Origin of the sequence: Lysinibacillus sp. FSL L8-0312, assembly GCF_038003285.1 — a bacterium.
GTDB lineage: Bacteria > Bacillota > Bacilli > Bacillales_A > Planococcaceae > Lysinibacillus > Lysinibacillus fusiformis_D.
This window is the reverse complement of record NZ_JBBOOV010000001.1, coordinates 1,848,359-1,862,071: the sequence shown is the minus strand read 5'-3', so window position 1 is coordinate 1,862,071 and position 13,713 is coordinate 1,848,359. Positions and strand designations below refer to the sequence as shown.

At 36.6% G+C, this 13,713-nt stretch carries 12 protein-coding genes; 5 read left to right on the top strand and 7 right to left on the bottom strand.

Going from position 1 to position 13,713, the window contains the following annotated elements; translation table 11 throughout:
- Positions 1-141 precede the first annotated feature (141 nt).
- Positions 142-1,221 (top strand): PQQ-dependent sugar dehydrogenase, encoded by a 1,080-nt coding sequence (locus MHI22_RS09435; RefSeq protein WP_340811806.1) that lies wholly within the window; start codon positions 142-144, stop codon positions 1,219-1,221.
- Positions 1,222-1,272: 51 nt separating this feature from the next.
- Positions 1,273-1,692 (top strand): universal stress protein, encoded by a 420-nt coding sequence (locus MHI22_RS09430; protein WP_036123932.1) that lies wholly within the window; start codon positions 1,273-1,275, stop codon positions 1,690-1,692.
- Positions 1,693-1,747: 55 nt separating this feature from the next.
- On the opposite strand, the gene MHI22_RS09425 is transcribed toward MHI22_RS09430, so the two are convergent.
- From MHI22_RS09425 to MHI22_RS09395, 7 genes are all read right to left on the bottom strand, one after another.
- Complete coding sequence (locus MHI22_RS09425) at positions 1,748-2,605, bottom strand: DUF6612 family protein (RefSeq protein WP_058844877.1); 858 nt, start codon at positions 2,603-2,605, stop codon at positions 1,748-1,750.
- A 299-nt stretch (positions 2,606-2,904) separates the two neighbouring features.
- The gene (gene qoxD, locus MHI22_RS09420; protein WP_004226585.1) at positions 2,905-3,189 is read right to left on the bottom strand and encodes a cytochrome aa3 quinol oxidase subunit IV; all 285 of its coding nucleotides are present in this window, start codon (positions 3,187-3,189) and stop codon (positions 2,905-2,907) included.
- Positions 3,189-3,788, bottom strand: coding sequence for a cytochrome aa3 quinol oxidase subunit III (gene qoxC, locus MHI22_RS09415; RefSeq protein ID WP_004226587.1), 600 nt, complete (start codon positions 3,786-3,788; stop codon positions 3,189-3,191). Before qoxC ends, qoxD begins: the two co-directional genes overlap by 1 nt.
- 1 nt (position 3,789) lies before the next feature.
- On the bottom strand, positions 3,790-5,733 hold the full coding sequence (qoxB, locus tag MHI22_RS09410) for a cytochrome aa3 quinol oxidase subunit I (protein ID WP_205444708.1): 1,944 nt from the start codon (positions 5,731-5,733) through the stop codon (positions 3,790-3,792).
- Between the two features lie 56 nt (positions 5,734-5,789).
- A complete protein-coding gene (gene qoxA / locus MHI22_RS09405) occupies positions 5,790-6,683 on the bottom strand; it encodes a cytochrome aa3 quinol oxidase subunit II (RefSeq protein ID WP_036123941.1) in 894 nt (297 codons plus the stop codon).
- A gap of 830 nt (positions 6,684-7,513) precedes the next feature.
- Positions 7,514-8,356: a DUF2785 domain-containing protein gene (locus MHI22_RS09400; protein WP_058844878.1), complete on the bottom strand. Its 843-nt coding sequence runs from the start codon at positions 8,354-8,356 to the stop codon at positions 7,514-7,516.
- Between the two features lie 242 nt (positions 8,357-8,598).
- Positions 8,599-9,063 (bottom strand): hypothetical protein, encoded by a 465-nt coding sequence (locus MHI22_RS09395; RefSeq protein ID WP_036123947.1) that lies wholly within the window; start codon positions 9,061-9,063, stop codon positions 8,599-8,601.
- Between the two features lie 215 nt (positions 9,064-9,278).
- Here MHI22_RS09395 and MHI22_RS09390 point away from each other — a divergent pair, with 215 nt between their 5' ends.
- The 3 genes from MHI22_RS09390 (at position 9,279) to clpX (ending at position 13,623) form a co-directional block, all read left to right on the top strand.
- On the top strand, positions 9,279-10,262 hold the full coding sequence (locus MHI22_RS09390; protein WP_058844879.1) for a DUF3196 family protein: 984 nt from the start codon (positions 9,279-9,281) through the stop codon (positions 10,260-10,262).
- 118 nt (positions 10,263-10,380) lie between these two features.
- Positions 10,381-11,670: a trigger factor gene (tig, locus tag MHI22_RS09385; protein WP_036123952.1), complete on the top strand. Its 1,290-nt coding sequence runs from the start codon at positions 10,381-10,383 to the stop codon at positions 11,668-11,670.
- Between the two features lie 681 nt (positions 11,671-12,351).
- Positions 12,352-13,623 carry an ATP-dependent protease ATP-binding subunit ClpX gene (gene clpX, locus MHI22_RS09380; protein ID WP_036123956.1) on the top strand — a complete coding sequence of 424 codons (1,272 nt, stop codon included), beginning with the start codon at positions 12,352-12,354 and terminating at the stop codon, positions 13,621-13,623.
- Positions 13,624-13,713 lie beyond the last annotated feature (90 nt).

Below are 13,713 nucleotides of genomic sequence, written 5' to 3'. Positions count from 1 at the left end.
AAAGCAAGTAGCCTGCAACGGAAATCTATTTTTACCTTTCACAAAATTTCTATAGATCGTTTTGTTTTTCAACACTAAGAGACGTCTAGGGGCGTCTTTTTCTATTTTCTTAATGCATTAAAAATGAAAGGGTGAACAACAATGAAATGTATCATGCCACTATTACTGCTAGTAATGGTTTTATGTGTTGCTTGTGTGCCACCTAAGGACAAGAGTGACGGAGGTTTAGAAAAAGAGGAAACGCGCATGGCTCCTTCAATAAATTCAACAGTAGAAATACTAGCAAATCAATTGCAAACACCATGGTCGATTCAAAAAAATGGTACTGTTTTTTATGTAGCAGAAAGGCCTGGTAGTATTGTGAAAATTGAGGAAGGAGGAGCAGTTGACAGGCAACAGGTCATCCTCGATAAGGAGCTTTCAACAGCGCCAGAAGCTGGTTTATTGGGGTTTGTATTAGCACCTAATTTTTCAGACAAACAGATTGCCTTTGCTTATTATACGTATGTTGAAGGAAGCGAGCAGTTTAATAGAATTGTTACATTAACCTTGAACGATAATAAGTGGTTAGAAACGGATCTTATCATAGATCGAATAAAGAGTGGTACATATCATCATGGTGGTCGTTTAAAAATAGGGCCTGATGGTAAACTGTATGCAACAGTAGGTGATGCGACGCAACCTTCCTTAGCACAAAATATAGATGCTCTAGAGGGAAAAATTTTACGCATCAATTTGGATGGCTCCATACCGAACGATAATCCTTTTCCACAGTCCTATGTATACAGCTATGGACATCGAAATCCACAGGGCTTGACCTGGGCAACAGATGGTACGATGTATGCCAGTGAGCATGGCAATGCCGCAAACGATGAAATTAATATAATCGAGAAGGGGAAGAATTATGGCTGGCCCGATATTGAAGGAACAAAAAAACAGCAAGGTATGATCACACCTCTCTTTACATCAGGTACTTCTAAAACGTGGGCACCATCTGGCATTGATATGATGGATGATCAATTATATGTCGCAGCTTTAAGAGGTAGTGCAGTGTTAGCGTTTGCTGTGAAAGAAAACAAATATATTGAACGATTGTCGGAATTTGGAAGAATTCGTGATGTCTTTGTGGATGACGCATTTCTTTATTTTATTAGCAATAATACAGATGGTCGAGGAAGCCCACAGTCACAGGACGATAAACTATATCGGATACCATTGTGATATACTATTTGTGAAGACATAGAAGGGTATAAGGAATGGGGAGGACTAACATTGGCTAATTATCTTAAAATCGCAGTGGCAATTGATTTCTCGGAACAATCATTAAAAGCATTGGATCGAGCAAGTCACTTAGCCATGCAACACAATGCTATTTTGCAATTAGTGAACGTCATTGATACAAAATCATTTGGAGCGGTATCTGCATATGATTTGAAATATGCGGAGGAACTAAAGAAAGAAAACGTTGTAAAAATGGAACAGTTGGAAAAAGAGGCATTGCAGACAGGAGTCAAAACCGTGGAATCTGTAGTAGAAGCAGGCTCACCAAAAGGTATTTTAACGCAATTACCGAATGTGGACTTAATTGTCTGTGGTGCAACAGGGTTAAATCGTATGGAGAAAATGATGTTAGGATCTGTTGCAGAGAAAGTAGTGCGCTATGCTCTATGTGATGTGCTAATTGTCCGTTAATTTTTTGAATAAAAAAGACCTGCTTGTGCTAGTAGACAAGCAGGTTTTTTCATTATTATTCGATTGTTTGAGCGTTATCAATAATGCTTTGAGGAATATCAATTGTTTTTAGGTGGTTGAAATCAGTGTAAGTAACGACTGACTTTGTATTCATGATTAATTCGTCACCTTCTACGGCCATTTTTAAATCAAAATTCATATCCATTTTTTTTGTATCGAAAGTCTCTTTATCGATGTGTAATACATAGTTGATTTTTTCAATTGTTAATTGATCCATTGGATTTTCTTCTAATCCCATATCCTCGATAGATTTAGTGATCTCAGAATCAATTAGCTCTTTAAATTTATCGCCTTTTGCTTCTAAAGTAAGGACATACTCATCGTCTGTTTGTTCAAATTTAAAATCACCAATGAATTTTTTTAGATGTTCTAGCTGTTCTTTCGCATCTGCAGAAGCAGCCGTTTGATCTAAAATCTCATCAAAATTCTCATCAGGTAGCTTGATCCAGCTATCAGTTGTCATATCTTTCATGAAAAGACCAGTGTCTTTCTTCATGTACATTTCTATTGGCATGTCCGTTGTTTCTTCGCCTTCACTCATCATATCGGGCATCGACATTGAACCTGACAAATGCATTGCAAGTGGGTCAACAATGATGTCCATGTCCATTTTAGAGTCGATAGAAAATTCCATAGCCTCTTTACCAGATCCAACCTTTGTTACCTGTGTCATGTCCATATTGGCACTTGCACTTTTAATGTCAGCCTGGCGGTCCACTGCTTTGTCATACACTTGTTCTAAAGTGAGTTTGCTTGTTTTAGTTGTGTCTTTCGTAGGGGTAGCACTCGAGTTACAAGCTGCAAGTGTCAATGCTAGTGTCCCAACTGCTAATACTTTAAAAATTTTCTTCATTACTTTCATCTCCTATTCTTGGTAAAAAACACTATCTACTACTATACGCCCTAAAAAAGGAAAAGTTTCGTTATTTTTTAAAAAAGACTAATCTTTTATTAAAAAAATAACATTCTTTTCACAACTGCACGTGATAAACATGTGAAAATTAATAAAGGTACAGAAGCCATAATTAAAAAGGAAAAAGCTGTCACCAAGCAATTGTCCAATGACAATAGCTTGGGACAGCTTTTTTGATTATCTTTGTTCTGCAGAGATTTAAGTGTCCGCTGATCGCGATAATGCCCTGATGTAATGGATTAATTATAACCCCAGATCATGGCGAATAATGTACCAATGATTGTGACTACACCTACGAATACTGAATATAAAATCGTTGTATACAACGTTTTCTTATCTTCAGATTCACCGATGTGCATGAATAATACTAATTGTACAGTTGCTTGTGCAAGGGCAGTTACTAGTAAAATTCCAAATGCCATATTAAGAGACATATCGAATTTAACAACAGCTAAAGCTACAATTGTTAGTAATAGTGAGAAGCCGAAGCCCATCACATGTTGTTTTGGGAATAATTCCTTCATCAGCTAATCAGTCCTTTCAAGTAGACGAAGCTGAAGATGAAAATCCAAACAACGTCTAGGAAATGCCAGTACAATGAGAAGATAAACGCTTTGTTCGCTGTTTGTGGATTTAAACCACGTTTAGCCACTTGGATTAAAATAGCTACGCCCCAGAAGAAACCAAATGTTACGTGGGCACCGTGCGTTCCAAGTAAAGTCATTAAGGACGATAAGAATGCGCTTGTTTGAATTGTCGCACCTTCGTGTACATAAGTGACAAATTCATCAATCTCAATAGCTAAGAAGCCAAGACCTAGTAAAAGAGTGATGATAAAGAATGTCATCATCGCTTTTTTACGACCAATACGCATTGCATGAACACCAAGACCAATTGTGAAACTACTTGTTAATAATAAGAATGTTTCCCATAGCACTGGAGTTAATTCGAAAATTTCGGCACCATTTGGGCCACTACCTGTACGTGTATGAAGTGTGAAATACACTGTGAATAGTGTGGCAAATAACACGATTTCGGCGCCGAGGAAAATCCAGAAACCAAAGATTTTTAGACGGTTTTCCTCTGTACTATATTCTAATGGAAGTGAAGAATCGATTTTCATATTATTTATCACCTCTCAAGCTTTTTTCAGTTGCCATTACTTCCTCAACTGAAATGTAACGACCATGATCTTTTTCGAATGAACGATGGATCATGAAGCCAAATACACCAAGCATACTGATGATGGCTGGAATCCATAGATTGAATACAGCGAAGAATGCTGCAAGGAAGAAGAATCCACTCATCCAGAATGGTGTGCCTGTATTATTTGGCATGTGAATTTTTTCGATTGGACCTGCAGTAATATCGCGACCTTCTTTTTTCGCGAACCAAAACTCATCTAAGCGAGTAACAGTAGGCACTACGGCAAAGTTATATTCTGGTACTGGAGAATGTGTAGCCCACTCAAGTGTACGACCATCCCAAACATCTGCCTTTTCATTGCGAGGCATATGTTTCCAGCTGTAGTAAATGTTATAAACAATTAATGCAAAGCCGACTGCAAGTCCTAGCGCACCGACGAACGATAACATGTTCAATGGACCATAACCAGTAGACTCTGAATAAGTGTACATACGACGAGCATAACCATCTAAACCTAAAATAAATAGTGGGAAGAATGTTACGTTGAAGCTAATGGCAATGAACCAAAAGCCAGCTTTCCCTAATTTTTCATTTAAACGGAAACCGAACATTTTTGGCCACCAGTAGTGGTAACCTGCAAGTACACCAAATACTGTACCTGGAATTAATACATAGTGGAAGTGGGCAACTAAGAACATCGTATTATGATATTGGTAGTCGGCACTTGCCATCGCGAGCATAACCCCTGTAACCCCACCAATAGTGAAGATAGGAATAAAGCCAAGTGCATAAAGCATCGGTGTTGTAAATTGAATTTTCCCGTGCCTCATTGTGAGTAGCCAGTTAAATATTTTAACACCAGTAGGAACTGCGATTGCCATTGTTGTAATAGAGAAAACACTGTTAACCATTACACCGTGACCCATTGTATAGAAGTGGTGGGCCCAAACTACGAATGATAGTAGGGAAATGACCACCATACTCATCACCATTGATTTGTAACCGTATAAGTTTTTACGTGCAAACGTTGCAATGATTTCTGAGAAAATACCGAAAGCAGGTAGGATAACGATATAAACCTCAGGATGTCCCCAAACCCAGAATAGGTTGGCCCAAAGCATATCCATACCACCGTCTTGCATTGCAAAGAATTTTGTGCCGAATTGACGGTCAAACATCATAAGTGCAAGCGCTACAGTTAATACTGGGAACGCGAATACGATAATAATGTTTGTAATTAAAATAGACCAAGAAAACATTGGCATTTTCATTAATGTCATACCAGGGGCACGCATTTTAATGATCGTCGTGATAAAGTTAACACCTGTCATTAAAGTACCAATACCTGATAATTGAAGTGCTAAAGAATAATAGTTATTCCCTACAGTCGGACTAAATTCCGTACTTGCAAGAGGGAAGTAGGCTGTCCAACCAGCGTCTGGTGAACCACCGATAATGAATGATAAGTTTAATAAACCAGCACCTGCTGCAAATAGCCAGAAGCTGACAGCGTTTAGACGTGGGAAAGCAACGTCACGTGCACCGATTTGAAGTGGAATGACAATGTTCATTAAGCCGATCACAAATGGCATCGCCATAAAAAGAATCATTAATAAACCGTGTGTTGTGAAAATTTCATTATAGTGTTGTGCGTCAAGAAGTCCGTTATCTGGAACGGCTGTTTGTGCACGCATTAACAGTGCATCGATACCACCGCGGAATAGCATTAATAAGGCTACTGCGATATACATAATCCCGATTTTTTTATGGTCAACAGTTGATAGCCAGTTTTTGTAGAAATAGCCCCATTTTTTGAAATAAGTAAGGCCTGCTACGATAACCACTGCACCAACTACGATACTAATAGCTGCCGCTAAAATCATCGGTTCTTGCATTGGATGGAATAATTCTTCCATACTCATTGGATGCGCTCCTTTCAAAATTAAAAATAAATGTAAATATTCGTTCGAATAAAAAATTAGTGATGTCCTGAATGCTCTTCAGACATATCCTCATGATCCATGTCATCCATATTCATGTGTTTACCATGTTCCATTGGAGCTGGTCTGAAGTCTAAGTGTGTAGATGAGAAGCTTTGGCGACCAACATGCTCCGCCTCTAATAGCTCGTCAAATTTTTCTTCAGTTAATGGTGCTTCTTTTGCTTTGACATCAGCAACCCATTGATCGAAATCTTCTTGCGTCATAGTTTGTGCTTCAAATTCCATTTCTGCAAAGCCACGACCATTAAAGTTAGAGTTACGTCCCATAAATGAACCAACTTCATCTGCAGCCAAGTGAATCGTTGTTAACATATCACTCATGGCATATTTTTGACCTGCTAATTGAGGAATCCAGAAACTTGTAATTGGACCAAATGAATAAAGCTTAAACTCTATTGGACGATCCACTGGAATGTTTACATAGTTAACTGTTTCAACACCTTCTTCAGGATAACTGAAGTGCCATTTCCAGTTTGATGATGATGCATAAATAACTAAAGGCTCCTTATCGTCATAACCCGCAGGTTGGGCTTCTACTGTAGAAGTTGTTCTTACTGTAACAACAGCTAAGAAAGCTACGATAATAATTGGAATTACTGTCCATGTAATTTCAAGAAGATGGCTACCCTCTTCATGAGGAGGCTCATAATCTGCAGATGCTTTTGATGCGCGATATTTTGTTAGCATAAAGGCTAAAAGCACATACACGACTAGTAATATAAAGGCCATTGTAATAATGGATAAGATAATTGTGTTTGATAATGTTTCGGCATTAGGTCCTTTTGGGTTGAACACTGTTAATGGTTCACAACCAGCAAGAAGAGCAAGCGCACTCAATGCTACAAACATTAAACTTAATTTTTTCTTCATGTTTGACTCCTTTCTATAAGAACGGCTATTCATAAAATTCATGTGTTTTTTGTCAGTCTCACATTTACAAATAGTAGATACTGAGGTCACCTCTTTTATCTTGGAGTATCAATCAACAGCATAAGAATTTACAATGGCATGGTTCAATATGAAACATAAAATCTAGTGTTGATTGATGTGATGCAAGCGTTAGCAAAATCAAAGCGATGTGCAATCGTTTCTAAAGACGTACTTGCCTGACTACGATTGTCACATTTTGTCGTTGTTTGCACATTGGATTATACGCCCTGTTTTTAAGAAAAAACATAATTTTGTTATGAAAATGATAGTAAGACGACACCGAATTTGAACATTTTTTGAACGAAAATCGTTATTTTAGTATTGGTATTTATAGGTTTTTATTAATAAACACTGTGGAAACGTTGAAAATACTGGATTCCTCATGTTTACCTAAGTAAATAAATTTTTTTGTGAAAAATAGCATTTCACATTTTGGACGCTGTTTTGTAATAAAATCAGCGCCTAATAAGTCGTTACAACACTTTTTGTTTGCCTTTTTTTAAAAAAAGGAGTACACGCAATAGCGTTGTGTGGAAACTATAGGATGAATTTTCAATGTAAGGAATTTGCAATAAGGGAATAATTGGAGGGGATTATTAATTATGTTAATATAATTATTGCTTTTCTTTAATATCCAATTTTTTACTTTGTTTATTCTATCTGAAAAGTAAAAAAGCAAACTAAGACTTGTCCTAGTTTGCTGGTGTTTTAGAAAATTTTTAAGTTATGGAGAAGGAAATGTAGTAAATCAGCATTTTTGAAGTTGACTGTCAATCCCCGAGCTTTAGCCATTTAGAAACTTGCCCATAAATCGTGTTTTGCAGTTGATGTGCTTTATTATTCATTTTCAACGAAAAATACAATGTTTTCATAAAGTTTAAGGTACAGGTGCGCCCACTAAAGAAGGAATTATTATAACCTTGTGTCATTAAATGCATTTCAAATCTATCAAAAGCCTGCTCTACAAACTCTATTAGTGCTTCTTCGGAATAATTTTGTTGTAATAGTGCGTCAACTATGTTGATTAAGCGCTCCTCTTCATCATTGATATAGACATTGTCCTTCCAAGTTACAAGCTTTAATGCGTGTAAGATTGATGGTGCGTATTGTAAATCGAATTTTGGATGTTTAATGGTCGTTGCAGCTAAGTCAGCACCGTGTGCAATGCTATGTGCCCATCCTTTATCCTGTACATAACCTCTTATATCTTGCTCCAATAATAGATAGCGTCCGATTTTTTTAAAGAAAATGTGTAAGTCATCATCGTTTAAAACTAATAATTCAGCATCCTTTGCAAGAAGCCCTGCTACAAGTAAAGCAGAAAATGAACGAGTAAAGACGCTATCTGTAGCTTTTTCACCAATATGTAAATATAAGAAATCCTCGCTAATTGCTGTTTCAAATAAATAGTGTAGTTGTTGGGGAGTTAATAAATTGTCACTTAGTAATTCAATGAAAGTCCGATAAATTAGGTGGTCGCGTAATTCTGCATCAACTGAGCCGATATGAGCTAACATTTCTTGTAATAACCAATCACTATGCTGTAGCATAAGTGCCTGTCGTTCAGAAAGTGTCATTGTAGAAAAAGACTGTAATGTTTCTTTAATGTTCATATTTGAGAAAGCCCCCATCATCATTTTTGTACTATATATTATAGCCTTTTTTATTTCGAATGGAGCAATTTGAAACCTTCATTTATATGAAGAAAGGATACGTGGCTAATTACCAATATAACTTTTACAATATTATTTCCAGAAACTACAGAAAGTTGTTATGATAGAAACGCTACAAAATGGTAAAGCTTAAATGTGAACAATAAATAAAGACATACCTATTTAAGTATGTCTTAGTCTAGTTAGACGATGATTGCCGCTTTTATGCCGATGGGCCATTCAATAAGGGTGTGCTGATTTGTTTTTAACTCGACAAGAATGTGGGTATTTTTGATCGCATCAATAAGCCATTCACTGTAATGATGATTTGGCTCAGGATGTTGTAAAATTTGCTGCATATCTTTTTTATCAACATGTAACAGCTTGTAGTTACATTCAATGTTTACTTTTTGAGGAATAATGGCAAGTGATTCATTTTGATGACCAAGTGCAATAGAACCAGGAATACACCCTTGAATACGTAAAATATAGGTGCAGGCTTCTTGCGTATAGACGTCAATTTTGGTGCGTGTTAAAAATTCAAATTCTATCGGCTTATCTTGAAAAGGTCCGTCCGCTGTAGAAAATGAAATGACTTTAATTGATAATGCCTCAAATGCAGATGAGATACAATGATCAAATTCTGTGATTGTATCTAGTAATTGCATGGATTCCACTCCTTATTAAGAACTTGATTTTCTTGAAGTAGCAGACATTAATAAAGAGCGTCCGCAATTTGTAATAAATTTTAGATTATTCTAATTATAATACAATTTATTACAAAATATGAATGTAAAGCAATGATTTTTTGTTAAAAATAAGAAACTTGTGGATTTTTTAGTAAATAACCGAAATGAAAAATAGAAATAAAGAGGTGAGAAAAATGACAAAACGAAAGCGTCATGTTCTTAAACATGACAATATTGTTGTTTTTCCTGGCACTGTCCAAACGTTACTACGTGAAGGGCATATGTTTGCTGAGAATTATCAATATGAAAAGGCGGTAGCCAGTTTTGAAAAGGCATTTGTCTATGAAGCGGGAGATGAATTTGCACTCAGTGCATATGCCTTTGCTTTATATGAATTAAAAGACTATGACAAAGCGAAAGGTGTTTGTGAACAGTTATTTACGATGGGAACGACACTTTATGTGGAAGTGATGGAATTGTACATTACAATATGTATGCAGTTGAAAGAATACCATCAGGTTGAGACATTAATTACGACGCTTCTTGAAGAAAATGTATTGCCTCATGATCAAGTGGAGAAATTTGAACGATTGAAGAGTTTAAATAGAGAAGTGTCTAAAAATCTAGAAAAAAGAGAAAATGCTCAGCTTTTAATAGAGGAACAGGAATATGAGCTGGAGAAATTTTGTGCGCTTACTCCAAATGAACAATCCATTCGTTTACATCGTCTGATGGATACAAATGTAAGACAATTAAAAACGGCACTAAAAGCGATTATTGAATGTTCAACGATTCATCCTTTTGTCCAGAGCTTGGCATTAATTTTATTAGTGGAACAAGAAGTAGCCATTGACGTTACCATAGCCAAATTTAAGCAAACCAAAAACGTTAATCCTGTCCAGTTAGTATTACCTAACCAGCTACCACAGTATGGCGAGATAAAAAATATAATAGAAAAGAAGCTAGAACAAGACCCAACGACATTAGAAATGGTACAATATTTAATGGCGAAACATGCTATTGTAACGTATCCGTTTGAATGGCATCCATTCGAAGCCGATGATGTTGCCTATAGTTATATTGATTTTGTCTCAGCGATGCTAGGTAATGTGCAGGAAATGGACTATGAACTCATCGACTTTTTACAAATGTTAGAAAAGCTAACAGAACTACATTAGGTATGAAATAAGTTGAAACTATACTCATCTATGTTATACTAAAATGGTTGTCAAAATCGTAGTTACGAATGAATTGTCTAACATCTAAACTTGATTATTTATTTGGAGGTATTTATACATGTCAGCAAAATGGGAAAAACAAGAAGGTAATATCGGTACTCTTACAATCGAAGTACCTGCTGTAGAAGTAGATGCAGCAATGGACCAAGCGTTCAAAAAAGTTGTAAAACAAATTAACGTACCAGGTTTCCGTAAAGGTAAAATGCCTCGTAAAATGTTTGAACAACGTTTTGGTATCGAATCTCTATACCAAGATGCATTAGAAATCATCGTTCCTGATTCTTATGCAAAAGCAATTGATGATGCTGGAATTATGCCAGTTGATTACCCAGAAATCTCTGGTACAGAAAACTTTGTACATGGCCAAGACTTCACTTTCACTGCACAAGTAACAGTGAAACCAGAACCAAAGCTTGGTGACTACAAAGGTCTAGAAGTATCTAAACTTCCAGTAGAAGTAACAGATGAAGAAGTGGATGCTCAAATTCAAGAACAATTAGCTCGTAAAGCTGAGCTAGAAATTAAAGAAGACGAAGCAATCGTAGATGGTGATACAGCTGTAATCGACTTCGAAGGTTTCGTAGGTGGAGAAGCTTTTGAAGGTGGTAAAGGTGAAGACTATCCACTAGAAATCGGTTCAGGTTCATTCATTCCTGGGTTTGAAGAGCAATTAGTAGGTGTAAAAGCTGGCGAATCTAAAGATGTTGTTGTGACATTCCCAGAAGAATACCATGCAGCTGAATTAGCTGGTAAAGAAGCTACGTTCAAAGTAACTGTGAAAGAAGTTAAAACAAAAGTTCTTCCAGAGTTAAATGATGAATTCGCAAAAGAAATTGATCCAGAAGTGGAAGGCGTAGAAGCTTTACGCGCTAAAATTAAAGAACAAACTGCAGAGCAAAAAGTAGCAGAATCAGATGCAGCTCTTCGTGATGAGCTAGTAGAAAAAGCTGCTGAAAATGCTGAATTTGAAGTACCAGCAGGTATGATTAACTCTGAAACTGATCGTATGTTACAAGAGTTCGGTCAACGCTTACAAACGCAAGGTATGAACTTAGATCTTTACTATCAATTCTCTGGTCAATCAGAAGAAGATCTACGTGGCCAAATGAAAGAAGAAGCAGAAAGCCGTGTACGTGTGTCATTAACACTTGAAGCGATTGCTGAAGCTGAAAAAATTGAGGCAACTGAAGCTGATATTGAAGCAGAATTAGAAAAAATGGCTGCTCAATTCAATATGACAAAAGATCAAATCACAGGTGCTTTAGGTGGAACAGCAGTACTTGAAAACGACATCAAAATCCAAAAAACAGTTGAATTTTTAGTAGAAAACGCTAAAATTACTGAATAGGTTTTTGTGTAATTAGATAGTTAAAAAAAACAAGGTACGGCATTAATCCGTGCCTTGTTTTATCACATAAACTCTTAAAATCAGTCCCCTTAAAGTTTAGTTCTCTTTTTACTTCACTTATACATAGTATTGTTTTAGTTTTTATTTTCATTCAGCAGATGTTTGTACTGAAAGTATAGATCAGTACAAAAGACCTCTTCTCTTTAGGGGAGTGTTGTATTCTATATAGACTTTGTAGTGTGTGTCCAATCACTGAATGAAGATAGAGCCATTGACAGGTTTCGAAAAATTAAAGGTGCTAGCACAATTTAAAATTTAGATGACCTTGCGTCAAGGCGAAATTGATACGATGCTAAATTTAACTTCATTCAGATAGATCTTATTAACATGACTTATTCTTTTGAATGAAAAAAGCCCTCGGTCCATGCATGTAGTAGATTTATAAATAGAGATCAGTTATTCTTTTGTATAACTGGAGTGAAGAGCCGTAACTTTATAGCGCGTAAGGTGGCGAAGGTAACAGGTTTCTACAGTGCTTCAGGAGACAAATGAAGTAAAGTACATGACGATGCGTTATAATCTATGTAGGCAGGAACGCCGAGCAGTAAATGATGCAGACAATTTATTTGATAAAGGTTCAATAATCTTGTAAGATTGTTGCTTGAATAGGGGTGAAACATATTGTTCAAATTTAATGATGAAAAAGGCAATTTAAAATGCTCATTCTGTGGAAAACCACAGGAACAAGTACGTAAATTAGTTGCAGGTCCAGGTGTTTATATTTGTGATGAATGTATCGAGCTTTGTTCCGAAATCGTTGTAGAGGAACTAGGTGTAGAAGAGGAAATCGAATTCCAAGATATCCCAAAACCGAAAGAGATCCTAACGATTCTAGATGAGTATGTAATTGGACAAGAGCGTGCTAAAAAAGCATTGGCAGTCGCAGTTTACAATCACTATAAACGCATCAATACGAACAGTAAAATTGATGATGTTGAATTAGCAAAATCGAACATTGTGTTAATCGGCCCAACTGGTAGCGGTAAAACTTTATTAGCTCAAACGTTAGCACGTATATTAAATGTTCCATTCGCAATTGCGGATGCTACCTCACTAACTGAAGCAGGTTATGTCGGTGAGGACGTAGAAAATATTTTATTAAAGCTAATCCAATCAGCAGATTATGATATCGAGCGTGCTGAAAAAGGGATTATCTATATTGATGAAATCGATAAAGTTGCACGAAAGTCAGAAAACCCATCGATTACACGAGATGTTTCTGGCGAAGGTGTTCAGCAGGCACTCCTTAAAATTTTAGAAGGAACAGTTGCAAGTGTTCCACCACAAGGAGGACGAAAACACCCTCATCAAGAGTTTTTACAAATTGATACAACCAATATTCTTTTCATTGTTGGTGGTGCATTTGATGGTATTGAAACTATCATTAAACGCCGACAAGGGGAAAAAGTAATTGGGTTCGGTTCAGATCCGAATAAAGTAGAAGTTGATGAAGGTTCTATCATGTCCAAGCTGATTCCTGAGGATCTACTGAAATTTGGTCTAATACCAGAGTTCATTGGTCGATTACCTGTACTTGCGAGTCTAGAGCAATTAAATGAAGCTGCACTTGTACAAATTTTAACGGAGCCAAAAAATGCACTAGCTAAGCAGTATCAAAAAATGCTTGAAATAGATGGTGTTGAGCTTGAATTTGATGAAGGGGCTCTTGTGGCAATTGCGAAGGAAGCGATTGAGCGTAAAACAGGTGCGCGTGGTCTTCGTTCAATTATTGAGTCAACAATGCTTGATGTAATGTACGAATTGCCTTCCCGTGAAGACGTAAAAAAATGTATCATTACAGCAAAAACAATTACGGATAAAGAAAAACCGAAATTGCTTCTTGAAGATGGCACTGAACTCGATGAAGGTAGCGACACTAAAACTTCAGCATAACGAATAGATGTGGCTGTCTACCGTTGTGAGATAGAGAGTAATTAGCTGACTTCGATTGTGCAATATTCGCACATATCGACAGTCAGCTTT